Source organism: Paracoccus sp. IB05 (assembly GCF_016405985.1).
In the GTDB taxonomy this organism is placed as follows: domain Bacteria; phylum Pseudomonadota; class Alphaproteobacteria; order Rhodobacterales; family Rhodobacteraceae; genus Pseudogemmobacter.
Genome location: NZ_JAEFCF010000006.1, coordinates 26,679 through 51,283, shown reverse-complemented (window position 1 = coordinate 51,283; position 24,605 = coordinate 26,679). Strand labels below are relative to the sequence as shown.

The window sequence follows — 24,605 nt, the reverse complement described above, 5'->3', positions numbered from 1 at the left end:
GATAACCGAAGGAGATCAGCGTGACCAAACGGACCGCTGCCAAACATAAAATCGACCGCCGTATGGGCGAGAATATCTGGGGCCGCGCCAAGTCGCCGCTCAACAAGCGTGAATACGGCCCCGGCCAGCACGGCCAGCGCCGCAAGGGCAAGCTGTCGGACTTCGGCACCCAGCTGCGCGCCAAGCAGAAGCTGAAAGGCTACTATGGCGACCTGACCGAAAAGCAATTCCGCCGCATCTATGGTGAAGCCGAGCGCGTCACCGGCGACACCGGCGAGAACCTCGTGGGCCTGCTCGAGCGCCGCCTCGACGCGCTGGTCTACCGCGCAAAATTCGTTGCGACCATCTTCGCAGCCCGTCAGTTCGTGAACCACGGCCATGTGCTGGTGAACGGCAAGCCGGTGAACATCGCGTCCTACCGCCTGCGTGAAGGCGATGTGGTCTCGGTGCGTGAAAAATCGCGCCAGCTCGCGATCATTGCCGAAGCCATCGCTCTGAGCGAGCGTGACGTTCCGGATTACGTCGAAGTCGACAATCAGAAGCTGACCGCGAAACTGGTCCGCACCCCTGGCCTTTCCGACGTGCCCTATCCGGTCGTCATGGAGCCGAACCTGGTCGTCGAATATTACGCTAAGAACTGATCCCACCAGATCATCGTTTTCGGAGAGGCCGCGCTGTTTGTGCGGCCTTTTCTTTTGCGCAAAAGCGCGGCTGGCGCGCCTTTGGCTGACTGCCTGTGCCTCCGGCGGGGATATTTAAGGACAGAAAACAGATCTGTTCATTTTCTGTCCTTAAATATCCCGGGGGAGGCCGCCGGAATGGCGGTCGGGGGCAGCGCCCCCTGCGCGGTTGCGACAGTTCGCTTGGTCGGCCGCTTTGTGCTTTTCTTTACGCAAAGCCCCGCTAAGAAGCCCGGGTGCAAACAGGAGTTTCCGCCCTATGACCGCCCCGAATTCCATCGAGAAGGCTTTCGAGAAGACGCTTTTCGGCAGCCGGTGGCTGATGGCGCCGATGTATCTGGGCCTGGTGGTCAGCCTGATCATGCTGGTCTTCATCTTTGGTCGCGACATTGTCTATTATTTCCCCAAGCTGATGACGATGAACTCAGAAGACGTCATCCTTGTCGCGCTGACCCTGATCGACCTCACCCTCGCCGCCAATCTGGTGCTGATCGTGATGTTTTCCGGCTATGAGAATTTCGTCTCGCGCCTTGATGTCGACAGCGAGGACCGGCCCGGCTGGATGGGCAAGGTCGATTTCGGCGGGCTCAAGATGAAGCTGATCGCCTCGATCGTCGCGATCTCGGGCATCTCGCTGCTCAAGCGCTTCATGGAAATCGGCGATGCCAAGCCGCTCAACCCGACCGATCTCTACTGGATGGTCGTCATCCATGTGACTTTCGTGGTCTCGGGTGTCCTCATGGCGCTGATGGACTGGTTCCAGGCCAAATCCTATTCCAGCCGGAAATAAGCATCTCGCCTCTGGCTTTGCGTCCGGCCTGAGGCTAGAACCCGGACGACAGCAGGAGGGACAGATGTCCGAAGCGATCATTCCGCAACCGGGAATCCTCGATATCGCCCTTTATGAGGGCGGTAAGGCTTCGGTTGCGGGTGTGGCAAATGCCGTAAAGCTCTCGTCGAATGAGAACCCCTTCGGCGCGCCCGACCGGGCCAAGGACGCGTTTCAGCGGGCGGTGCATACGCTGAACCGCTATCCCTCGACCGATCATGCGGCGCTGCGGACCGCGATTGCCGAAGTCCATGGCCTTGATGCCGCCCGGGTGATCTGCGGCGCGGGGTCGGATGAGATCATCAATCTGCTGGTTCAGGCCTATGCCGGCCCGCGCGATGAGGTGATCTTTACCGAACATGGTTTCCTCATGTACCGCATCTGCGCGCTTGCGGCCGGGGCCACCCCGGTCGAGGTGCCGGAACGCGAGCGTATGACCGATGTGGATGCGATCCTGCGGGAATGCGGGCCGCGTACCAAACTGGTTTTTATCGCAAATCCGAACAATCCGACCGGCACGATGATCGCGCCCGCCGAGGTCGCACGGCTGGCTGCCGGCCTTCCGGCAAGGGCGATCCTGGTGCTTGACGGCGCCTATGCCGAATATGTCGAGGAATTTGACGGCGGCCGCGCGCTGATCGAAGCGCGCTCGAATGTGGTGATGACCCGCACCTTCTCGAAGATTTACGGCCTTGGCGGCTTGCGGGTCGGCTGGGGCTATGGGCCGAAACATATCATCGATGTGCTGAACCGCATCCGTCAGCCTTTCAACCTCTCGACCGCGCAGCTTGAGGCTGCCGAGGCCGCTGTCCGCGATCAGGACTGGGTGGCAAAGTCGCGCAGCGAAAACACCCGGATGCGGGCCTGGCTTGCCGGTGCCCTGGCCGAGGCGGGGGTGCCATCCGATGTTTCCGCCGCGAATTTCATCCTTGCGCGATTCGCCAGCGCGGATGAGGCCGAGGCCTGTGACGCCTGGCTGCAAAAGGAAGGCCTGATCGTGCGCCGGGTCTCGGGCTATAAACTGCCCAATTGCCTGCGCATCACCGTGGGCGACGAGGCCAGCTGTCGCCGCGTGGCCCATGCGGTGAACCAGTTCAAGGCGCAGAAATGAGCGCAGGCGCGCCGGTCGGGTCTTCGCGCGCCGCTTTTCCGCGCATTGCATTGATCGGGCTGGGGCTGATCGCCTCCTCTATGGCGCATGCGCTGCGGGCGAAGGGGCTTTGCGACGAGATCACCGGCTATGCCCGTTCCGCCGAAACCCGCGCCATCGCGCTGGAGCTGTTTTGCGACCGGGTGACGGACAGCGCGGCAGAGGCTGTCGCGGGCGCCGATCTGGTGGTGCTTGCGGTCCCGGTGGGTGTCATGGGCGAGATCGCGGCCGAGATCGCGCCGCATCTGAAGCCGGGCGCGGTGGTTACCGATGTCGGCTCGGTCAAAGAGGCGGTGATCGAGGCAGTTCAGCCGCATATCCCTGCGGGCGTGCATTTCATCCCCGGCCATCCGCTGGCGGGAACCGAATATTCCGGGCCCCGGTCCGGTTTCGCGACGCTGTTTGAAAACCGCTGGTGGCTGCTCACGCCGCTGGAAGGCCAGGCGCCCGGCCCGCTGGCACGGTTGCGCGCGCTGCTCGAGGCCATCGGCGCCAATGTCGATGAGATGGAGCCGAAGCGCCATGATCTTGTGCTGGCCGTCGTCTCGCATACGCCGCATCTGATCGCCTTCACCATGGTGGGCGTGGCGGACCATCTCAGCCGTGTCACCCAGGAAGAGGTGATCAAATATTCCGCCTCCGGTTTTCGCGACTTTACCCGGATCGCGGCCTCGGACCCGACCATGTGGCGCGATGTCTTCCTGACCAATAAGGAAGCGGTGCTCGATATCCTCGGGCGCTTTACCGAAGAGCTGTTCATGCTTCAGCGCCAGATCCGCATGGGCGAGGGTGAGCAGCTTCACGCCTATTTCTCCCGCACCCGTGAAATCCGGCGTGGCATCATCGAGGCAGGTCAGGATACTTCGGCACCGGATTTCGGACGGGCCGCGCGCCATAAGGGCGATGAGACCGGTTCGGCGGATGCCAGTCTGACCGAGGCTGGCCCGGTGGAGAGTGACGCGCCGGACAGGGCCGGAACCTGACCGCCATCCTGCGGGGGCACAGACGGTTCCGTTCGGAGGGGAGATTGCGATGAAGCCCAGGTTTGCGGCCCTTTTGCTGCTTTTCCCGCTGGCAATGACACCGGCCTTCGCCGAGCCGATGAAACGCTCGCCGCGCCCCTTGGCCAACCCTGTGCTTGCCGTCTCCGCCCCTGCGGCGGGGTCCGCGAATCTGTCCACCCCTGTCCCCGCGCTGATTGGTCCGGCCCTGCCCGCGCCCGCTTTGGCCGCGGCAGAACCGGCGATCCCGGCGCCGCCCGTCAATCCCCGGCTGGATGTGATCCGGCTCAGTTCCTCCAATAAGGTTGCCAGTTCGGTCGCTGAGCCGCTCATAGGGCCGGTCGCTGGGCCGGTTATGGGGCCGGTTATGGCCGAAGCCGCGCCCCATCTGCCGTCGATCGGAGAGATGCTGCCGGCGTCGATGCCGCAACCGCAACCGACCGCAAACCCAGGCCCGGCGAGCGTCGCCCCGGCGACAAAAGCAGCGTCGTCACCGGCCCCCGAGACGACTGCGGTGGTCGCAACTGCGGCGGCTCCGCCCCCCGGCCCCCGCCCCAAAGCCCGCCCGAAGGCGGTGGAAAAGCTGGCACAGACGAGACCCGCCCCTGCCCCTGAAACTGCTGCTGCCCCCCCGGTGGCAGAGACGAATGCCGCAGGGCTTATGACCTCGCTGCGGCCAAAGCAGCGGCCGGCCAAAATCATCGGCCTGGCCTCGGCGCCAATCGCTGTATCGGCCACCGTGCCAAAGGTGGTGCCGGAGAAAGACACCGTCAGGGGCAGGAAGAAATCGAAAGAGCCGGCCTCCGTCAAAGGCTCGGTCTGTGGCGTCGCCGCGATCAAGGGCGAGAAAATCGCACCGATCACCTCGAAAGTTCAGGGCTGCGGCCTGTCGGACGGGGTCCGGGTCACTTCGGTTTCAGGCGTCCGGCTGTCGATGGCGGTGACCATCGACTGCGGCACCGCCAAGGCGCTGAACACCTGGGTCGAGCGTGTCGCACAACCGGCCTATGGCAATCAGATCGCCGAATTGCAGATTGCCGGTCACTATGTCTGCCGCCCCCGGAACAACAAAAAGGGCGCCAAGGTCTCGGAACATGGGCGCGGCAAGGCGGTGGATATTTCGGGCCTCCGGCTTGCCTCAGGCAAGGTTGCGCGGGTGCTGGGCGGGTTTGATCAGACGATGCGCAAGGCCCATAAGGGCGCCTGCGGTATCTTTGGCACCACGCTTGGCCCGGGCTCGGACGGCTATCACGAAGACCATATGCATTTCGATACCGCCAGCCATCGCAACGGCGCCTATTGCCGCTGAGGCGCCCCAATTCATAGGCGGGACCGGGTCTCTCAGCCCTGCGGTGTGGGCAGGGCGCCAAGTTTCGGCGCCGGACCCAGCGGCAGTGGCCCGAAATTCATCAGCCCGTCCTTCAGCACCAGATCCATCCTGACTTCCTGGGTGTCCGCATTCTGCTGGGCCATACCACGCAGCATGCCGGACAGGTAACCGGCCATATTCGGCGCGATCACGCCTGCCGCAACCAACAGGCGTGGCAGCTGCTCCCATCCCCGGACCGTCAGCGTGACGGTCCCGGCCGCAAAACCCTCGCTGTCGGGCGCGATATTGCCAGAGGTCACCAGTTCCAGCTCGCCCCAGGTCAGCGAGATATCGGTGATCCCGACCGACACCACCTGCGGATTCGTCGAACCGGCATGACGGTCAAGCGGTGCGGTCAGGGTGACGATGGAGTTAAAGTGGAACCGGTCGATCTGGGCAGGAAGCGTGGTTTCGGGCGCCTGGGGCAGCTCGACCGCCGTCAGCGCCGCAAGGAACGCCGGATCCGGCCGGATCGCGGTCAGGGTCGCCCCGAGATGATAGCTGTTCGGCGCGTCTGCCGCCTCGATCCGCAGGCTGGAGGGACCAAAGCCCAGCGACAGGCCCGAGGCCTGGGTTACGCGCAGCGTCTCGGCCGAGAAGGCCGCCAGCGCCAGCGGCAGATCCAGCGCAGGCGCGGCGCGCAGGCTCGCATGAAGCTTGCTGCCGTCGAGCTGAAACACCTGATCCCCGAGGGTGATCACCTGGCTGTCGGGCAGCCAGAAAACCAGATGCCAGGGCTTCCAGGTCATCGCATAGGCATAGGCGGCGCCACCCTGATAGCGGAGCCCTCCCGAAGGATCGCTGTAAGCGATGCTCTCGGTGGAAAGGTCAAAGCGGCTCGGGAACCCGGTCAGGCCAAAGCCCGGCAGATCCAGCATCGCCCCCGAAGCACGCTGATCCGCGATCAGCTGTTCGGTCTGGCTGAGGATCACATAGCGTCCGGCAAACCACCAGCCGCACCAGAATGTAAGGAATACCACACCGAGTCCGATCAGCCAGCGCATTGCTTGCCCCCTTTTCCTGACAGCCCGTTTCGGTGTTTACAGGTTGAGACACAGGAGAGCCAGCCTTGCCCGAAGCCGATCCCGTCCTCACAACCGGCCCGCTCTGGATCTTCGGCTATGGCTCGCTGATCTGGAACCCGGGATTCCCGGTGGCAGAACGTCGTCTGGCGCGCGCCCGGGGCTGGCGCCGCAGTTTCTGCATGTGGTCGATCCATCACCGCGGCAGCGAGGCAAATCCGGGCCTCGTGCTGGCACTCGATGCGGATGCGGCGGGCCATTGCGACGGCCTCGCCTTCCGCGTCGAGCCGGGTGAGGAAGCCACGACGCTTGCCGCTTTGCGCGAACGCGAGCTGGTCTCCTCCGCCTATCTCGAGGTTTCGCTGCAGCTCGAGACTGCGGCGGGCGGGGTCGAGGCGCTGGCCTATGTGGTTGACCGGCAGCACGCGCAATATACCGGAGCCCTCGGGCTGGAAGAGCAGGCCGGGATCATCGCCCAGGCCCATGGCGGGCGCGGTCCGAACCGCGATTATCTGTGGTCCACAACGCAGCACCTGGACGACCTGGGTATTGCAGATCCTGAACTTGACTGGCTGGCGGAGAGGGTGCGCCGGATCGCGGGCTGAAGGCCGGGCAGGGGGCTCTGCCCCCGTCTCCTGACGGAGCCCCCCCGGGATATTTAGAGACAGAAAATAATGCCTCGCAGCGCCTGCATCATTTTCTGTCTCTAAATATCCCCGCCGGAGGCTCCGGCGCTTACACCTGCAGGCTGTCGTCAGGATTTCATTTGGCAGCGCGGCGCAACCTGCTAAGGTCGACAAAAGCAGTCAACTGGGCAGGCAGTTCTTCATGCAAAGACCCGAGGCAACGCCGGGTTCCCGGCCGCGCGAAGCGGTCGGCACGACCTTCAGCCAGCCGATCCGCGCCATTGTGACCATGTTGATCGTCTGCGCCCTGGTGGCAGTGGGCGTGTGGTTCATGCATAAACGTCTTGAAGACATCATGCTGATCAATCCCTGGCTTAACGGGATGATTGCTTTCGTCTTCATCCTGGGGGTGATCACCTGTTTCTGGCAGGTCTGGATCCTCGCGCAATCGGTCAGCTGGATCGAGAATTTTGTCCGTGAGACGCCTGGCGTTGATGAGACCCAGGCGCCGTTGCTGCTGGCACCGCTGGCCTCGCTTCTGAAATCGCGGACCGGGCGGGGCCTCGCGATCTCATCCAGCTCGGGCCGGTCGATCCTCGATTCTGTTGCGCAAAGGGTGGACGAGGCGCGCGATATCACCAGATATCTGATCAACCTTCTGGTTTTCCTTGGGCTTCTTGGCACCTTCTGGGGGCTGGCCACCACGGTGCCTTCGGTGGTCGAGACCATCCGCAGCCTTTCGCCCAAAGAAGGCGAAAGCGGCATCGCGATTTTCGGCAAACTGATGCAGGGGCTTGAGGGCCAGCTGGGCGGCATGGGGACCGCGTTTTCCTCGTCACTGCTGGGTCTTGGCGGCTCGCTTGTGCTGGGCCTGCTCGAACTCTTCGCCGGCCATGGCCAGAACCGGTTCTACCGCGAGCTGGAAGAATGGCTGTCTTCGATCACGCGGATCGGCCTTGTGGAAGGCGATGGTGGTGGTGGCGATCAGTCGGCGGCGGTGATGGTGCTCGACCAGCTGGCCACTCAGATGGAGGGACTGCAGGCGCATTACATCCAGGCCGATCAGGCGCGGGCGGGGCTGCAGCAGCGGCTGGAGGGGTTGTCTTCGGCCGTGGCACAGCTTGCGGCGGCGCATCAGGCAGCGGCGCAGCAGGCGGAGGATCTGGCTGCGAAACGGGCTGCAGAACGCGCAGCCGAACGCGCCGCCGAACGGGCCCGGCATGTCCCGGATGAAGAGACGCTGACCCTCCTGCGCCGGATGGCGGAGGGGCAGGAGCGGCTTCTGGCGGCGCTGTCAAAGACCGGCCCTGCCGGCGAGGATCCCGAAAGCCGGATGCGGCTGCGCTCGATCGATGTGCAGATGCTGCGGGTGCTCGAGGAAGTCAGCGCCGGCCGGCAGGAGACCCTTGCCGATCTGCGCCATGATCTCGCACAGCTGACGCTGGCGGTGCGGCAGCTTGCCCGTCAGCCGCAGCCCCCGGCGCGGGGCTGAGGCATGGCGCTCTCCCGCAATCGTCGCGATTCCAGTCTGATCTGGCCGGGTTTCGTCGATGCCGTGACGACGCTTCTGATGGTGCTGATGTTCGTTCTCACCATTTTCACCGTCATGCAATCGGTGCTCCAGGAGCAGATCACCGTCCGGGACAGCGAGCTTTCCGCGCTGAACCAGCAGGTTTCGGCGCTGTCTGAGGCGCTCGGGATGGAGCGGCGCCGTGTGGGCGAATTGCAGGGCGAGGTCGGCGGTCTCCAGGCCTCACTGACCTCGGCCCTGGCGCAGGGCGAGCGGCAGGCAGGCGTGATTGCCGGTCTGCGCGCCGATCTCGCGGCCCGCGAGGGCGAGCTGGCCTCGGCTGCGGCGCGGATCACCGATTTCGAGGCCCAGGTCGCGGCGCTGATGGTGGCCCGGGCGGCGGCAGAGGCAAAGGCCACCGCCAGCGCGGCGGAAGTTGCGGCGCTGAAGGAAGACCATGCCGATCTGGCGACCGAGGCGGAGGCGATGCGCCTCGCTTTGGCGACGGCCCGCAGCGAGGTTGATGCTGCGAGCGAGGCCGCGCGTCTCGATGCAGCGCGGCGTGAGGCGCTGGAGGCGCTTCTGGCCGAGATGAAGGCGTCGGATACGGCGGATAAGGCTGCGCTGGACGCCGCAAAGCTCGAACTTGACGCGAAGGAAGCGGCGGCGCTGGCCGATGCGGCGGCGCTTGCGGCCCTGCGCAAGCGGCTGGAAGGATCGCAGACGGAACTCACCGCGATGACGCTGGCGCTGGAAGCGGAACGCAAGCGGGCGGAAGAGACGCTGACCCTGCTCGCCGCCGCCCGGACTGCGGCTGCCAGCGGTGCGGCGGCGCAAAGCGAACAAGAGGCGGTTCTGTCGGCGGCGCAGACGGCTTTGCTGGCGGAACAGGAAAAGGTTCTGAAGGCCGCGCAGGAAATGGAGCTGTTAAACCAGCAGCTTGCAGAGTTGCGCAGCCAGCTCGGCGCGCTTCGGGCGGTGTTGGATGATGCCGAAACCGCGCGCGAGGCGTCACAGCTGCAGCTGGAATCGCTTGGCCAGGATCTGAATGCGGCGCTGGCCCAGGTCGCGGTCGAGCAGCGCGCCCGGGCCGAGCTGGAAGCGGCAGAGCGCCTCCGGCTCGAAGCGGCAAACCAGGACCTGGAGCGCTTCCGCTCGGAATTCTTCGGCCAGCTTTCCACGCTGCTCTCGGACCGCGAGGGCGTCCGGGTGGTCGGGGACCGCTTTGTGTTCTCATCCGAAGTGCTGTTCCGCCCCGGCTCGGCCGATCTGTCTCCGGAAGGCCGCAGCCAGATCGCCGGCGTGGTCGCGATCCTGAACGAGATCCGCCAGCAGATCCCCGATGGGATCGACTGGATCATCCGCGTCGACGGCCATACCGACAATGTGCCGCTTTCGGGCGGCGGCGCGTTTCGCGATAACTGGGAGCTCAGCCAGGCGCGCGCGCTGTCGGTGGTGCGGTTCATGCAGACCGATCTCGGCTTCCCGCCCGACCATCTGGCCGCGGCCGGTTTTGGCGAATTCCGCCCGGTGGATCCCGGCGACAGCGAACAGGCGCGGGCGCAAAACCGCCGTATCGAGCTGAAACTGACGGAGAGTTGAACGGCGTGCAGATCGGGGCGCTGAACGGGGAGGTGACCCACGGCCCTGGTCTGAACGCCCCGCTCCTATGGGGGCCCGGGGCGGAGACACTCGGCCGTGACATCCGTGAACACCCGCAGCTTTGGCGTGATTTTGTGGCTGGGGGGGCGGGGCGGAGCAGGAGGAGCAGACCGAATGTCAGGAAAGTCGGATCGCCGGTTTGTACCAAGCGCTTTATGGCCATCTGGCCGACCACCTGTCGCAGACCTGCCATGTGAACGAGCCCGGGCTGACAACCTGACCTGTGGCGGCCCCGATATGGGGAAGACCCGCAGGAACGGCGCCGAGCGGCCTGATGTCGTTCCCGCCCGCTTTCACCACCGTCACGTCCGCCCGCGCTATGCCTGTCACCGTTGCGAGGATCGCCCCCTTCAGGCCGGCAGGGCAGGCTGGCTGATCGGGAGGGGAGTGTGGGCCGAAGGCACGCTCGCCCATGTCGCCGTCTCCGGATATGCCGGTCGGCTGTCACTTTACCGTCAGGGCCCAGGGCTTTTGCCGGGCCGGTGTGCTCGGGAGCCTGTCATCTGGTTGCGCTTGTCGATCAGGATAGTGCTCGGGTTCAAACGATCCGACCGCCTGATCATGCGCGAGCTCCGGGCGCAGGCGGTGCCCCGCTGATCACAGACTGGCACCTCTGGCTGAGCCGCCGCGCCCCCGGATATTTGCCTGATCCTGCCCTGGGCCGAGCAGCGCGCCTGCATCCGTCGCCACTGGGAGGGCGCGTAAAGCTCTCTGACAGATCGCCGCGTCGGACCGGGCATCAACACGATCCATGCCCCTCAATCGCGGTCATCTCCCCCCACGCCCGCCTGCACGACCCCCTGTCCGCCAGCGCAAACGGCCATTCCCGCGCCGCGCTTCACTGGTCTCATGGTACGGGACTTCCACAGGCCATGACGCTGAAAAGCCTGCCCTGGTTACGGATGCTGAGCCATCGGAGCGCAAAAAGAACCTGTATGCGGGCGCTGCAAGCTGGTTCCAATACCATGGTTTCGGCTGTCCGGCAGATCCGGCTCCAGGTGCTTCACGGTCAAACCCTGCGAAAATTCAGAAAAAACCGACAGCAATCAAAGCAGGGTCAATGCAGGTTTTTCTCGGCGTCACCAGCTGACCGCCCGCCCCGCGCTGTCAATAATGACGGGACCAGAGCTGCTGCCGGTTTTGTGGATCCGGAACCGTACGCGCTTGGTGCGGGCCTCTGGCCGGGTTCTGAAATGCCGCGACGGAGATGGCAGAGACGCCAGATGTACCGGAACATCCTGGTCAGGGCTTCGTCCCGACTGCGGCGGACCTGCAAGGTGGTTTGTTCGGGGTTCCGGCGACGGGGGGAAAGGCGCCGCGTGGTGCAGATATTGCGTGGTCAGGATGCAGATGGCAGTCCTGCATCGGGTGGCAGGTTCTCTCGCATCAATAACACTTGCCCGCTCCACAGGAAGCGTTTCACGTCATCAGGCCGATCGGAGAGCGCCGCTTGTGGTGAAAACTGCGGGTGAGAGAACAGATCTGCAGGGATCCCGAAGGCGCGGCGCACACAGTTTCGCGACGCGTGCGGCAGGGCCGGGCCTCCGGAAGAAAACCCCCGCCAGTGGCGGGGGTTTTGCTTTATTCAGCCGTCAGGAGCGGCGGTTTCGATCCGGTGATCCGGGGTTTGACCGGCTCCTGGATCTGCAGCTCAATGGCGCCGTCTTTCACCACCACTTTCACCACACCGCCTTTTTGCAGATCACCAAACAGCAGCTCTTCCGCCAGCGGCTTCTTGATATGCTCCTGGATCACGCGGCCCAGCGGGCGGGCGCCCATCTTGTCGTCATAGCCCTTTTCGGCAAGCCATGCGGCAGCCTCGGAGGACAGTTCGATATGGACGCCGCGGTCGATCAGCTGCGCTTCCAGCTGGAGGACGAACTTCTCGACCACCTGCAGGATCACCTCTTTCGGCAGCGCACCGAAGGCCACGACCGCATCGAGACGGTTGCGGAATTCGGGGGTGAAGGTGCGCTCCACCGCTGCCGTATCTTCGCCGGTCCGCTTTTCGCGGCCAAAGCCGATAGCGGCCTTTGCCATGTCGGAGGCGCCGGCATTCGAGGTCATGATCAGGATCACATTGCGGAAATCCACCGCCCGCCCGTTATGGTCGGTCAGCTTTCCGTGATCCATCACCTGCAACAGGATGTTGAAGACATCCGGATGCGCCTTTTCGATCTCATCAAGCAGCAGCACACAATGCGGGTGCTGGTCGACGCCATCGGTCAGCATGCCGCCCTGGTCAAAGCCGACATAGCCGGGAGGCGCGCCGATCAGACGGGAGACCGCGTGTTTCTCCATATATTCCGACATGTCGAAGCGCAGGAGTTCGACCCCCAGCGTATTCGCCAGCTGCTTTGCCACCTCGGTTTTGCCGACGCCGGTCGGACCGGTGAAGAGGTAATTGCCGATGGGCTTTTCAGGCTCGCGCAGACCGGCGCGGGCGAGTTTGATCGACGCCGACAGGGCCTCGATCGCCTTGTCCTGGCCGAAGACCAGCCGCTTCAGCGTCTTTTCCATATCGCGCAGCACTTCTGCATCGTCTTTCGAGACGTTCTTCGGCGGGATACGGGCGATCTTGGCCACCACGGCTTCGATCTCTTTCGTCCCGATCTGCTTGCGGCGTTTCGATTCCGACACGAGATGCTGCGCCGCCCCGGCCTCATCGATCACGTCGATCGCCGAATCCGGCAGTTTGCGGTCGTTGATATAGCGATGCGCCAGCTCGACAGCGGTTTTGATCGCGTCATTGGTATAGCGCAGGTCGTGATGCTCTTCGAAATGCGGCTTCAGCCCCATCAGGATCTTGATCGTGTCGGGCACCGAGGGCTCGTTCACGTCGATCTTCTGAAAGCGCCGGCTCAGCGCGCGGTCTTTCTCGAAATGCTGACGGAACTCCTTATAGGTGGTGGAGCCCATGGTGCGCAGCTTGCCGCCCTGCAAAGCAGGTTTCAGCAGGTTCGAGGCATCCATCGCGCCGCCCGAGGTCGCGCCGGCACCGATCACCGTATGGATCTCGTCGATGAAAAGGATCCCGTCGGGATGGTCCTCCATCTCTTTGACGACCGCCTTCAGACGTTCCTCGAAATCGCCGCGATAGCGGGTTCCAGCCAGCAACGCCCCCATATCGAGCGAGAAGATGGTGGCGCCCGAGAGCACCTCGGGAACTTCACCGCGCACGATCTTCCAGGCGAGGCCTTCGGCAATCGCGGTCTTGCCCACGCCCGGGTCACCCACCAGCAGCGGGTTGTTCTTGCGGCGGCGGCACAGGACCTGGATCGCGCGCTCGACCTCGGCTTCACGGCCGATCAGCGGATCGACCTCGCCCTTGCGCGCTTTGACGTTCAGATCGACGCAATATTTCGACAGCGCCGATTCTTTCGCCTCACCAGCCTCGGCTTTCGGGGTTTCCTGCGGCTCGTCTGCGCCCTGGATCGGACGGGCCTCGCCAAAGGCGGGGTTTTTGGCCACGCCATGCGCGATGAAATTCACCGCATCATAGCGGGTCATATCCTGTTCCTGCAGGAAATAGGCCGCGTTCGATTCACGTTCGGCAAAGATCGCGACCAGCACATTGGCGCCGGTCACCTCGGTGCGGCCCGAAGACTGCACATGGATCGCCGCGCGCTGGATCACGCGCTGGAAGGCGGCGGTCGGCACGGCTTCCGACCCTTCGACACTGGTGACCAGCGTCGAAAGATCCTCATCGACGAAATCGGTCAGCGTCTTGCGCAATTCATCCAGATCGACCGAGCAGGCTTTCATCACCCGCGCGGCGTCGGGTTCATCAATCAGGGCCAGCAAAAGATGTTCAAGGGTTGCCAGTTCATGACGGCGGGCATTGGCCAGAGCCAGCGCACCATGAATGGCTTGTTCGAGCGTGGACGAGAATGACGGCACTTGCCTGCTCCTGTTCCTCGGGGGCGGGGGGATTAGCAGTCCCACTCCGACCGTGGCCTCATATAGTTAAAGATCGGTTTTATTCAGCGTACTTCAAGCGCAATCTGATCCCCCCCGCGAATTCTGTCTTTGGATTGCAGGAATGTGATACTTCCCGCTGCAATCGGATCAGAACCTGTCCTTACGCGCCCGGATTTCGGCGAAAACCACGTCATCGGGGGCATCGGGCAGGCCCACCGCCTGTTTCAGCTGCGGCAGATGCGCGCGCAGAAACGGATTGGTGGCCAGCTCGTCGGAAAGGGTGGAGGGCATCGGCAGGCGGCCTTCGCGGCGCAGCCCGGCCAGAGCTTCGATACGGGAGATAAGTGCGGAATTCTCTGGTTCAAGGGTCAGGGCAAAGCGCAGATTGCTGTCAAGATAATCATGTCCCGATCCCACCAGTGTCTCTGGCGGCAAAGCGGCAAGTTTCGACAGGCTCTGCCACATCATGGGCGCGGTGCCCTCGAAAATGCGGCCGCAGCCCGCGGCCATCAGCGTGTCGGCGGTGAAAACAAATCCCGAAACCGGGAAATGATAGCTGACATGGCCTAAAGTATGGCCGGGGGTTTCGATCACGACCGCCTCTTCGCCGCCCACGCGGATATGGTCGCCTTCGGTCAGGGCGCGGTCGAGCGGCGGCAGGCGATGCACATCCTTTGCCGCGCCCAGCACCTTTGCGCCGGTGGCTGCGACAATGCCGGGCACGCCGTCAATATGGTCCCAGTCATGATGGGTGAGAAGGATCTGGCCAAGGGTCCAGCCGCGTTCCGCCAGCGCGGCCAGAACGGGGCCGGGTTCCGGCGCGTCGATCAGGGCGGTGTCTCCGCTGGCGGCATCATGCAGCAGGAAGGCGAAATTGTCCTTGAGGCAGGGGATCGTTACCAGTTCGAGAGCCATAGCTTTTCCTTTTCCTGCCGCTAAGATGGGCGGTCTGTACCGCCGCCGGGGCCAATATCCGCTTCAGTTCACCTTTATCCGTCGCAGTTCACCAGAGGGAGCCAGCAACCGCAATGCACCTCGACGTGCAGGATCTGAGAGATTTCTACTACCGCACCCAGCTTGGCCGGGTGGCGCAGCGTGCGATCCGTGATCAGCTGATCCGGATGTGGCCGGCGGGCGCCGGGCAGATGGCGGGACAGACGGTTGCGGGCTTCGGCTTTGCGGTGCCGCTGTTGCGCCCCTGGCTGGAGGAGGCGCGCCGGGTGATCGGGCTGATGCCGGGCCAGCAGGGCGTGATGCCCTGGCCTTCGGGAATGCCCAATGTCTCGGTCCTGTGCGAGGAATCCGCCTGGCCGGTCTCGACCGGGTTTGTCGACCGGCTGGTGCTGATGCATGGGCTGGAGACCTCGGACCAGCCGCCATCGGTGCTGGAAGAGGCGCATCGCGTGCTCGGCCCCGGCGGGCGGGCGGTGTTTGTGGTGCCGAACCGCTCGGGCCTCTGGGCGCGGCGCGACGGGACACCCTTTGGCTATGGCCGTCCCTATTCCGGCGCTCAGCTCGAGGCGCAGCTGCGGTTACATGGCTTCACGCCGGAACGCAGCGCGACCGTGCTGCATGCGCCGCCAAGCCAGGCGCCCTTCTGGCTCAGGACCGCTGATCTGTGGGAACGGATGGGCCGCCGCCTGCCCTGGCTGTCCGGGGGGATCCTGATCGTCGAGGCGACCAAGCAGGTCTATGCGCCGACGCGGGGCGGGCTGAAGGCCGTGGTGACGCGGCCCCTGAAGGTGCTGGAAGGGGTGCGGGGCGGCCCGCCGCCGGAACCTGCGCTGAACAATATCACCACCGGCAGGATCACAACCGGCAGGATAAAGACCGGCAGGTCCCCGGCTGCTTCGACCGCTGCGACCGGCGTGACGCCGTCTTGCCGCGACTGAATTTGGCACTGCGGCTGAATGCTCTGCCAGCCACCTGACGTCCCACCTGAGGCCCCACCTGAGGCCACTGTCGGGCGCTGATGTGATTCTGCCCGAACGGGTGGGCGAATGGGCAGGGCGCGTCAATCAGGCGCAGTGACCCGCTACAAAGAGTCGCAGCCCCGCGCCCCGCGCCCGGCAGGCGCAATATCGGGGCCGAAACCCTCACGAAAGCGCGACTGACAAGGTTGCGGGGTTGGTCACGCTCTGTTAATGACGCCCGCGACAGCGGATACAAAGGTCTCCCTTTGTCCATGGCGCACGCACGATGGCGACGCCGGTGGTCGGGCAGGGTGAGACCGGATAGATGGGAAGGACGACCGTGGCGGAATCAGCTTCGATCTCTCAGGGCATTGCCGCGCGATATGCCACCGCGCTTTTCGATCTGGCGAAAGAAGGGGGCGCGCTGAAAGCCGTTGAGGCCGATGCCGCAGCGCTGACCGACGCCCTTGCCGTGTCGCCCGATCTGGGCGCCATGATCGCCTCGCCGGTTGTGTCGCGCGAAGAGCAGGCCAACGCCATTGCCGCAGTGGCAAAGGCGATGAAACTCGACGCGCTGACCGCGAACACGCTGGGCCTGATGGCCGACAAGCGCCGTCTCTTCGTGCTGCCGCAATTCCTGACGGTGCTGCGCGCTCAGATCGCGAAAGAAAAAGGCGAAGTGACCGCCGAGGTGACCTCGGCCGTGGCTCTGACCACCGAGCAGGTCACAAAGCTGACCGCCACGCTGAAAGCCAAGGTCGGCAAGACCGTCAAACTGAACGCAACCGTCGATGAAAGCCTCATCGGCGGTCTTATCGTCAAGCTGGGCTCGACCATGATCGACACGTCGGTCAAGTCGAAGCTCGCTTCCCTGCAGAATGCTATGAAAGAGGTTGGGTGATGGGAATTCAGGCTGCTGAGATCTCTGCGATCCTGAAAGAGCAGATCAAGAACTTCGGCAAAGACGCTGAAGTGACCGAAATCGGTCGCGTGCTGTCCGTCGGTGACGGTATTGCGCGCGTTCACGGGCTGGACAATATCCAGGCCGGCGAGATGGTCGAATTCCCCGGTGGCATCCGTGGCATGGCGCTGAACCTTGAAGTCGACAACGTTGGTGTCGTTATCTTCGGTTCGGACCAGGACATCAAAGAAGGCGATACCGTCAAGCGCACCAAGTCCATCGTGGACGTGCCGGCCGGTAACGCTCTGCTGGGCCGCGTCGTTGACGGCCTTGGCAACCCGATCGACGGCAAAGGCCCGATCGCAGCAACCGAGCGCCGCGTCGCCGACGTCAAAGCCCCGGGCATCATTCCGCGTAAATCGGTGCATGAGCCGATGGCGACCGGCCTCAAGGCCATCGACGCCATGATCCCGGTTGGCCGTGGCCAGCGCGAGCTGATCATCGGCGACCGTCAGACCGGCAAGACCGCTGTGGCGCTCGACACCATCCTGAACCAGAAGTCCTATAACGAGGCTGCTGGCGACGACGAGTCGAAGAAGCTCTACTGTATCTATGTCGCTATCGGGCAAAAGCGCTCGACCGTGGCTCAGCTGGTGAAAAAACTCGAAGAGACCGGCGCGCTGGCTTACACCATCGTTGTGGCTGCGACCGCTTCGGACCCGGCACCGCTGCAATACCTGGCGCCTTACTCGGCGACCGCTATGGCAGAATTCTTCCGCGACAATGGCCGTCATGCCCTCATCATTTATGATGACCTTTCCAAACAGGCTGTGGCTTACCGTCAGATGTCGCTGCTGCTCCGCCGCCCGCCGGGCCGCGAAGCGTATCCGGGCGACGTGTTCTACCTGCACTCCCGCCTGCTCGAGCGTTCGTCGAAGCTGAACGAGGATTTCGGTTCGGGCTCGCTGACCGCGCTGCCGGTGATCGAGACCCAGGGCGGCGACGTCTCGGCCTTTATCCCGACGAACGTGATCTCGATCACCGACGGTCAGATCTTCCTTGAGACCGAACTGTTCTACCAGGGCATCCGCCCGGCTGTGAACACCGGTCTGTCGGTGTCGCGTGTGGGCTCCTCGGCTCAGACCAATTCGATGAAAACCGTGGCCGGCCCGGTGAAACTGTCGCTCGCCCAGTATCGCGAGATGGCGGCTTTCGCGCAGTTCGGCTCTGACCTCGACGCTTCGACCCAGCAGCTGCTGGCCCGCGGTGCGCGCCTGACCGAGCTGATGAAGCAGCCGCAATATTCGCCGCTGACCAATGCTGAAATCGTCGCCGTGATCTATGCGGGCACCGCCGGTTTCCTCGACAAGGTCGCCGTGAAAGACGTCGGTCGTTTCGAAGCTGGTCTGCTCGCTTACCTGCGCGGCCCGAAGAAAGAGATCCTCGACTGGCTGACCTCGGCTGACCCGAAGATCAAAGGCGCTGATGAGACCAAGCTGAAAGACGCTATCGCGGCATTCGCCAAAGACTTCGCATAAGAGCCCTGAAGGAGAAGGCAGATGCCCAGCCTTAAGGACCTGAAAAGCCGGATCACAAGCGTTAAGAACACGCGGAAGATCACCAAGGCGATGCAAATGGTTGCCGCTGCCAAACTGCGCCGTGCGCAGGAGGCAGCGGAAGCCGGTCGCCCCTATGCCGAACGGATGAACGCGGTCATGACCTCGCTCGCCGGCGGCGTGGCCGGATCGGAAGGCGCACCGCGCCTTCTGGCCGGCTCTGGTAAAGACCAGACCCACCTTCTGGTGGTGATGACGGCAGAGCGCGGGCTGTGCGGCGGGTTCAACTCGTCCATCGCCAAACTGGCGCGGACCCATGCCCAGGAGCTGACCGCTCAGGGCAAGACGGTGAAGATCCTCACCGTCGGCAAAAAGGGCCGCGAACAGCTCAAGCGCGACTGGGCCAATGCCTTTGTCGGCCATATCGACCTGTCTGATGTCAAACGCGTGGGCTATGCCAATGCGGCGGATATCGCGCGTCAGGCGACGGCTTACTTCGACAATGGCGAAGCCGATGTGGTCACGGTGTTCTTCTCGCGCTTCCAGTCGGTGATCAGCCAGATCCCGACCGCGCAGCAGATCATCCCGGCGAAGTTCGAGGCGGAAGCAGGGGCGGCATCGTCGCTCTATGATTACGAGCCTTCGGAAGAGACCATTCTCGCCGACCTGCTGCCGCGCAACATCGCGACCCAGATCTTCACCGCTCTCCTTGAAAACGGCGCCTCCGAGCAGGGCGCGCGGATGTCCGCAATGGACAACGCGACCCGCAACGCCGGCGACATGATCAACAAGCTGACCATCCAGTTCAACCGGAGCCGTCAGGCAGCGATCACCAAGGAACTCATCGAAATCATCTCGGGCGCTGAGGCGCTCTGACGAACCCGGAGTATTTGAACAATGGCTAAAGCACCGAAAGCTGCCGCCACGGGTAAGGTTACCCAGGTCATCGGCGCAGTTGTGGACGTTCAGTTCGAGGGCGCTCTGCCCGCCATTCTGAACGCGATTGAGACCGAGAATAACGGCAAGCCCCTGGTTCTCGAAGTGGCTCAGCACCTTGGCGAGAACACCGTTCGCGCGGTGGCTATGGACGCGACCGAAGGTCTGGTTCGTGGCGCCCCGGTGAAAGACCTCGGCGCGCCGATCTCGGTTCCGGTTGGTACCGCGACGCTGGGCCGTATCCTGAACGTCATCGGCGAGCCGGTCGACGAAAAAGGCCCGGTCAATACCGAGACCCGCCGCGCGATCCACGCCCCGGCCCCGGATTTTGCACAGCAATCGACCGCGACCGAGATCCTCGTGACCGGCATCAAGGTCATCGACCTGCTGGCGCCTTACACCAAAGGCGGCAAGATCGGCCTCTTCGGCGGCGCCGGCGTGGGCAAGACCGTTCTGATCATGGAACTGATCAACAACATCGCGAAAGTGCACTCGGGTGTGTCCGTGTTCGCAGGCGTTGGTGAGCGGACCCGTGAAGGCAACGACCTTTATCACGAGATGATCGAATCCGGTGTTATCGTTCCGGACGATCTGGAAAAGTCGAAAATTGCCCTTGTTTACGGCCAGATGAACGAGCCTCCGGGCGCACGTATGCGGATCGCTCTGTCGGGTCTGACCATCGCGGAACAGTTCCGTGACGAGACCGGCGCAGACGTTCTGTTCTTCGTCGACAACATCTTCCGCTTCACGCAGGCTGGTTCGGAAGTGTCCGCACTTCTCGGCCGTATCCCGTCGGCCGTGGGCTACCAGCCGACGCTGGCGACCGACATGGGCGCGATGCAGGAACGCATCACCTCGACCAAGAACGGCTCGATCACCTCGGTGCAGGCCGTTTACGTTCCGGCCGATGACCTTACCGACCCGGCACCTGCAACCTCGTTCGCCCACCTTGACGCGACCACGGTTCTTGACCGTTCGATCTCGGAAAAAGGCATCTACCCGGCTGTGGACCCGCTGGGTTCCACCTCGCGTCTGCTCGATCCGCTGGTCATCGGCGAAGAGCATTACAACGTCGCAACGAGCGTCCAGCGCGTTCTGCAGAAATACAAGTCGCTGCAGGACATCATCGCCATCCTCGGCATGGACGAACTGTCGGAAGACGACAAGCTGACGGTGGCCCGCGCCCGTAAGATCGAGCGTTTCCTGTCGCAGCCCTTCGACGTGGCAAAGGTCTTCACCGGCGCAGACGGCAAGCAGGTTCCGCTGGCAGACACCATCGCTTCGTTCAAAGCGGTTGTGGCTGGTGAATATGATCACCTGCCGGAAGCTGCCTTCTATATGGTCGGTGGCATTGAAGAAGTGAAAGCCAAGGCTGCCAAACTCGCGGCAGCTGCGGCGTAAGGGGGCATCATGGCAGGCACTCTGCAATTCGACCTCGTCAGCCCCGAGCGGCGTCTCGCTTCGGTCTCTGCTACCGAAGTGCAGATCCCCGGCGCTGATGGCGACATGACGGCGATGGAGGGGCACAGCCCCACCATCACCACTTTGCGCCCCGGCATCCTGCGCGCAGTGACCTCGGAGGGCGTGAAGTCCTACATCGTCACCGGCGGCTTTGCGGATATCTCGCCCTCGGGCGTGACCGTGCTGGCCGAGCGGGCAATCCCGGCGGAAGAAGCCAGCAGCACGATCCTCGACGAGATCCTCGCCGAGGCCCGTTCGCTGGCCGATGCCGCGCTGCCCGAAGACAAGGCCCAGGCCGAGAAGAACGTCTCGGATGTGGCAGCCTTGCGCGATGCGGTGCAAAAGCACTGAGACCCTGCTGTCCCGGGACAGTGGAAAAAGACAGGAAAAGGCTCCTTCTGCGGAAGGAGCCTTTTCTTTTTCTCCGGGGTTTCGCTTATAATCGGGGCACGGAATTGTACGGTCAGCAGATTATGCAGCGATTCAACACACCGATTGGCGTTCAGCAGGGATCAAAGATCCTGTTCTCGGATTTTGCCGATGGCGGACAGATGTGGGTCGGCGAGGGCGAGCGGGAGACCCGCCAACAGATCACCTTTGCCCATCCCTATCTGGCGGTGCCGATGGTGATGGTCGGGCTGTCGATGTGGGATATGGACAACCGCACCAACCTGCGCTGCGATCTCTCGGCGGCGCATATTACCGGGACCGGGTTCCAGATCGTGTTCCGCACCTGGGGAGACAGCCGCATCGCCCGCGTCAGGGCGGACTGGACCGCGATGGGCCAGATCCGCGATGACGAGCAATGGGACGTGGAATAGCGCGCTCAGCGCTGTTCCTGCGGCACCCAGCGGGGGAAGCGGCGCATCAGCGCGCCGGCCGCCCACCAGGAGGCGATTGCGATTGCAGCCCCCGCATAGCCATCCACGGCATAATGCCAGGCCAGCAGCACCGAGCCGATCATGATCACCACCGAGAACCCGGTCATGATGCGCCCCAGCAGACGGCTGTACTGATAGGCATATAGCGTCATCAGCACGGTCGAGGCCACATGCATCGAGGGGAAGGCCGAGATCCCGTTCAGACCAACCGGCCCGCTATAGTACCACCAAAGCGCGTCCTGCGACTCGAGAACCGAGATCGGTTGCGTTCTGGCATGCTCAGCCAAAAGCTGCATCAGCGGCACGAAATCATCGCCAAAGCCGAACCGCTCGTAATAGACGGGGCCGACCGAGGAGAAGAGCGTGGCGACCAGATTACCGCCAAAGCCCCAGCAGAACATGAAGGCGATGAAATAGCGGATCCGCTCGCGGGGTTTTGCCAGGCTGAAACAGGTGAAAATCAGGCTGAAATACAGCAGGAACATCCAGTAATTATAGGCGCCGGTGAACAGCGTCACGACCCAGGGATGCCCGAATACCGCATGCAGCGCGACGCCCGGATCCATGCCGAAATGCAGGAAACGGTCGAGATCAGCGAGAGACGGATCCCAGGAAAAGGGATTGAGGATCGGGATGATCTTCTTCAGCTGCGCGAAGGACGCCATGATGGCGATGGCGAGGGTAAGACCGATCCCCGCGGTCACGATCCGCTGCGGATCTGAGATCGCCTGCCGGATATCGGCTTTGAACCAGGCCATCTGACCGGCGGGCCGGACAACATAGCGCATATGCAGAAAGCGCCACATCAGCACCAGATAGATCATACCTGGCACCTGGCCGAGAAATTTCCAGAACAGGGTCAGGCCAACCTGGGTGTCCAGTTTTGGCGCATAGATTTCGGACAGACCGAGCGCGATTGCGGCATATATCCCCACAAGGGCGATCAGCAGCCCATGTTCGCGCAGGGTCGGCAAAACCAGCGGGGCGAATTTTCCTTCAGAATAAATTCTTGTATGTTGCATAACAGGCCCGTCGTGAAGAGAACAATCGAGTACCTCACACGCCATTATGTCGCGAAAAGGGCGAAAACGGGGTAAGCCGTTTCCGCCCTTGACTTTCAGGACCCGAGGGTCGCTCGCAGCTCTCAGCTGCGCGGGTAGAGACCCTCATAGATCGGAACCAGGGTCTCGGTCTCGAACAAGGACGAGACCGACATGCCGCCCCAGATGTTCAGCACGGCCTGGGCAAACATCGGCGCGGTCGGCACGATGCGGATATTGGGGCAGTTCAGCACCGCATCGGTCGGTGCGATGGAATCGGTGATCACCAGCGATTTCATCACCGATTTGGTCACCCGTTCGACCGCCGGGCCCGAGAGAACGCCATGGGTGATATAGGCATGGACCTCGGTCGCCCCGGCATTGATCAGCGTCTCGGCCGCTTTGCACAGGGTGCCGGCGGTGTCGCAGATGTCATCGACGATGATACATTTCTTGCCGCTGACATTGCCGATCACCGTCATTTCGGCGACTTCACCGGCCTTTTCCCGGCGCTTGTCGACAATGGCGAGGGGCGCATTGATGCGCTTTGCGATCTCACGCGCGCGGGCCACGCCGCCGACATCGGGCGAGATGATCATCACATCATCCAGCTGGCCTTTGAAATGATGCTCGATATCGAGCGAGAAGATCGGGCTGGCATAGAGATTGTCGACGGGGATGTCGAAAAAGCCCTGGATCTGGGCGGCATGCAGATCCAGCGTCAGCACGCGATCGACGCCGGCGGTCTGGATCAGGTTCGAGACCAGCTTGGCCGAGATCGGCGTGCGCGCCTTGGTGCGACGGTCCTGGCGGGCATAGCCGAAATAGGGGATCACGGCGGTGATGCGCGCCGCCGAGGACCGGCGCAGCGCATCAACCATGATCAGAAGTTCCATCAGGTTGTCATTCGCCGGGTTCGAGGTCGGCTGGATAACATACATATCCTCGCCGCGCACATTGTCGAACACCTCGACAAAGATCTCCTGGTCATTGAAGCGCTCGACCCTGGCATCCACCAGGCTGATCGACATGCCGCGATGCATAGACATGCGGCGCGCGATGGATTTCGCGAGCGGAAGGTTGGCATTACCGGAAATAAGTTTCGGCTCGTTGATGGCGGCCATGATCTGGGCTCCGTGTGGGCAGCGGAATCGGATGCGGGCGGGATAGCACCGAGGGAAGGCCGGGCAAAGGGGCGCGGCGTGCAATCCGGGGCTGCATATGGCCATGCCGTCACGAAAATGCCAAATGACGCATGTTCGCAACTGCGAATGGCCTATCTGAGACCGCAATGAGGACCCCATGACCCTGTCTGACCGGCGCGCCGACCCCATCCTGCACAGAATCGCTGGCCATGAAACGGCGGTGCGGCGGTTTGGATCTGGCGCAGGCCCGCTCCTGGCGCTGCATTGCAGCCTCGCGCATGGCGGGGCATGGGCGGGGCTGGCACAGCTTTTGCCCGAGGCGACGGTCACCGCGCCCGACCTGCCGGGGCATGGGCAAAGCGCGCCGCCCGCTGCGGATCTGCATGGGCTCGCAACCGCGATCGCGGCTGGGCTTGCGGCTGAGATCGGGGGCGGGGCGCCGGTCGATCTGATCGGCCATAGTTTCGGGGGCACTGTCGCGCTGCGTCTCACGCTGGAGCGGCCTGAGCTTGTGCGCAGCCTGACCCTCGCCGAGCCGGTGCTCTTTGCCGCGGCCATGGGGACACAGGTTTTTGCCGAGAACTTTGCCGCACATGAGCGGGTGGCTGATCTCGCCGCGCAGGACATCGAAGCGGCGGCTGCGCTGTTTCACAGGGCCTGGGGCGGCGGCATCCCCTTTGCCGCGCTGCCCGAACGTCAGCGCCGCTATATGGCAGACCGGATGCATCTGGTGTTCAATCTGAACCCGGTCCTGATGGAGGATGCGGCGGGGATGCTCGCGCCGGGCCGGCTCGAGGCCCTGCAGGTCCCGGTCCTGCTGGCCGAGGGCAGTGAGAGCCCGGCCATCGTGCCGGCAATCCTCGATACGCTGGCGGTGCGTATCCCGGGCGCGCGGCGCATCCGGGTCGAGGGGGCCGGCCATATGCTGCCGCTGACCCATCCAGAGCCGATCGCGCGCGCAATGCAAGAGCTGCTGGCCGGCGGCTGAGGGCCGCCCGGCGT

Annotated in this window: 21 protein-coding genes; 16 read left to right on the top strand and 5 right to left on the bottom strand. The window is 63.4% G+C overall.

Annotated elements, in window-relative coordinates; translation table 11 throughout:
- Window positions 1-20: 20 nt before the first annotated feature.
- The 5 genes from rpsD (at window position 21) to JC607_RS05680 (ending at window position 4,969) form a co-directional block, all read left to right on the top strand.
- Window positions 21-641, top strand: a complete 621-nt coding sequence (gene rpsD, locus JC607_RS05700) for a 30S ribosomal protein S4 (RefSeq protein ID WP_198835986.1) — start codon at window positions 21-23, stop codon at window positions 639-641.
- Between the two features lie 298 nt (window positions 642-939).
- Complete coding sequence (locus tag JC607_RS05695) at window positions 940-1,470, top strand: TIGR00645 family protein (protein ID WP_198835985.1); 531 nt, start codon at window positions 940-942, stop codon at window positions 1,468-1,470.
- Between the two features lie 64 nt (window positions 1,471-1,534).
- The gene (hisC, locus tag JC607_RS05690; RefSeq protein ID WP_198835984.1) at window positions 1,535-2,620 is read left to right on the top strand and encodes a histidinol-phosphate transaminase; all 1,086 of its coding nucleotides are present in this window, start codon (window positions 1,535-1,537) and stop codon (window positions 2,618-2,620) included.
- Window positions 2,617-3,642 carry a prephenate/arogenate dehydrogenase family protein gene (locus JC607_RS05685; protein WP_198835983.1) on the top strand — a complete coding sequence of 342 codons (1,026 nt, stop codon included), beginning with the start codon at window positions 2,617-2,619 and terminating at the stop codon, window positions 3,640-3,642. The genes hisC and JC607_RS05685 overlap by 4 nt, the downstream gene beginning before the upstream one ends.
- A 49-nt stretch (window positions 3,643-3,691) precedes the next feature.
- The gene (locus JC607_RS05680) at window positions 3,692-4,969 is read left to right on the top strand and encodes an extensin family protein (RefSeq protein WP_198835982.1); all 1,278 of its coding nucleotides are present in this window, start codon (window positions 3,692-3,694) and stop codon (window positions 4,967-4,969) included.
- Window positions 4,970-5,001: 32 nt separating this feature from the next.
- Here JC607_RS05680 and JC607_RS05675 read toward each other — a convergent pair whose 3' ends face one another.
- Window positions 5,002-6,033: a DUF2125 domain-containing protein gene (locus tag JC607_RS05675; RefSeq protein ID WP_198835981.1), complete on the bottom strand. Its 1,032-nt coding sequence runs from the start codon at window positions 6,031-6,033 to the stop codon at window positions 5,002-5,004.
- Between the two features lie 65 nt (window positions 6,034-6,098).
- Here JC607_RS05675 and JC607_RS05670 point away from each other — a divergent pair, with 65 nt between their 5' ends.
- From JC607_RS05670 to JC607_RS05660, 3 genes are all read left to right on the top strand, one after another.
- Complete coding sequence (locus tag JC607_RS05670) at window positions 6,099-6,656, top strand: gamma-glutamylcyclotransferase (RefSeq protein WP_198835980.1); 558 nt, start codon at window positions 6,099-6,101, stop codon at window positions 6,654-6,656.
- Between the two features lie 223 nt (window positions 6,657-6,879).
- Entirely contained in the window at window positions 6,880-8,169 is a 1,290-nt protein-coding gene (locus tag JC607_RS05665) for a biopolymer transporter ExbB (RefSeq protein WP_198835979.1), read from the top strand.
- A gap of 3 nt (window positions 8,170-8,172) precedes the next feature.
- The gene (locus JC607_RS05660; protein ID WP_198835978.1) at window positions 8,173-9,789 is read left to right on the top strand and encodes a peptidoglycan -binding protein; all 1,617 of its coding nucleotides are present in this window, start codon (window positions 8,173-8,175) and stop codon (window positions 9,787-9,789) included.
- A 1,641-nt stretch (window positions 9,790-11,430) separates the two neighbouring features.
- Here the strand turns inward: JC607_RS05660 and clpA are convergent.
- Both clpA and gloB read right to left on the bottom strand, forming a co-directional pair.
- Entirely contained in the window at window positions 11,431-13,749 is a 2,319-nt protein-coding gene (gene clpA / locus JC607_RS05655) for an ATP-dependent Clp protease ATP-binding subunit ClpA (RefSeq protein WP_198835977.1), read from the bottom strand.
- Between the two features lie 168 nt (window positions 13,750-13,917).
- Window positions 13,918-14,685: a hydroxyacylglutathione hydrolase gene (gene gloB, locus JC607_RS05650; RefSeq protein WP_198835976.1), complete on the bottom strand. Its 768-nt coding sequence runs from the start codon at window positions 14,683-14,685 to the stop codon at window positions 13,918-13,920.
- Window positions 14,686-14,798: 113 nt separating this feature from the next.
- Here gloB and JC607_RS05645 point away from each other — a divergent pair, with 113 nt between their 5' ends.
- The 7 genes from JC607_RS05645 to JC607_RS05615 all read left to right on the top strand — a co-directional run bounded on the left by JC607_RS05645 (window position 14,799) and on the right by JC607_RS05615 (window position 21,358).
- Window positions 14,799-15,662 carry a methyltransferase domain-containing protein gene (locus JC607_RS05645; protein ID WP_198835975.1) on the top strand — a complete coding sequence of 288 codons (864 nt, stop codon included), beginning with the start codon at window positions 14,799-14,801 and terminating at the stop codon, window positions 15,660-15,662.
- Between the two features lie 361 nt (window positions 15,663-16,023).
- Window positions 16,024-16,584 carry a F0F1 ATP synthase subunit delta gene (locus JC607_RS05640; protein WP_198836116.1) on the top strand — a complete coding sequence of 187 codons (561 nt, stop codon included), beginning with the start codon at window positions 16,024-16,026 and terminating at the stop codon, window positions 16,582-16,584.
- Window positions 16,584-18,122 (top strand): F0F1 ATP synthase subunit alpha, encoded by a 1,539-nt coding sequence (gene atpA, locus JC607_RS05635; protein ID WP_198835974.1) that lies wholly within the window; start codon window positions 16,584-16,586, stop codon window positions 18,120-18,122. The genes JC607_RS05640 and atpA overlap by 1 nt, the downstream gene beginning before the upstream one ends.
- 21 nt (window positions 18,123-18,143) lie before the next feature.
- On the top strand, window positions 18,144-19,016 hold the full coding sequence (locus tag JC607_RS05630; RefSeq protein WP_198835973.1) for a F0F1 ATP synthase subunit gamma: 873 nt from the start codon (window positions 18,144-18,146) through the stop codon (window positions 19,014-19,016).
- Window positions 19,017-19,037: 21 nt separating this feature from the next.
- Complete coding sequence (atpD, locus tag JC607_RS05625) at window positions 19,038-20,477, top strand: F0F1 ATP synthase subunit beta (protein WP_198835972.1); 1,440 nt, start codon at window positions 19,038-19,040, stop codon at window positions 20,475-20,477.
- Between the two features lie 9 nt (window positions 20,478-20,486).
- Window positions 20,487-20,888: a F0F1 ATP synthase subunit epsilon gene (locus JC607_RS05620; protein ID WP_198835971.1), complete on the top strand. Its 402-nt coding sequence runs from the start codon at window positions 20,487-20,489 to the stop codon at window positions 20,886-20,888.
- Window positions 20,889-21,010: 122 nt separating this feature from the next.
- Window positions 21,011-21,358, top strand: a complete 348-nt coding sequence (locus tag JC607_RS05615; protein WP_198835970.1) for an H-type lectin domain-containing protein — start codon at window positions 21,011-21,013, stop codon at window positions 21,356-21,358.
- A 5-nt stretch (window positions 21,359-21,363) separates the two neighbouring features.
- Here the strand turns inward: JC607_RS05615 and JC607_RS05610 are convergent, their stop codons facing one another.
- Together JC607_RS05610 and JC607_RS05605 are read right to left on the bottom strand one after the other, a co-directional pair.
- Window positions 21,364-22,440 carry a phosphatase PAP2 family protein gene (locus JC607_RS05610; protein ID WP_198835969.1) on the bottom strand — a complete coding sequence of 359 codons (1,077 nt, stop codon included), beginning with the start codon at window positions 22,438-22,440 and terminating at the stop codon, window positions 21,364-21,366.
- Window positions 22,441-22,562: 122 nt separating this feature from the next.
- Entirely contained in the window at window positions 22,563-23,582 is a 1,020-nt protein-coding gene (locus tag JC607_RS05605) for a ribose-phosphate pyrophosphokinase (RefSeq protein WP_092895332.1), read from the bottom strand.
- 178 nt (window positions 23,583-23,760) lie between these two features.
- Here JC607_RS05605 and JC607_RS05600 point away from each other — a divergent pair, with 178 nt between their 5' ends.
- The gene (locus tag JC607_RS05600; protein WP_198835968.1) at window positions 23,761-24,591 is read left to right on the top strand and encodes an alpha/beta fold hydrolase; all 831 of its coding nucleotides are present in this window, start codon (window positions 23,761-23,763) and stop codon (window positions 24,589-24,591) included.
- The last annotated feature ends 14 nt before the right edge of the window (window positions 24,592-24,605 follow it).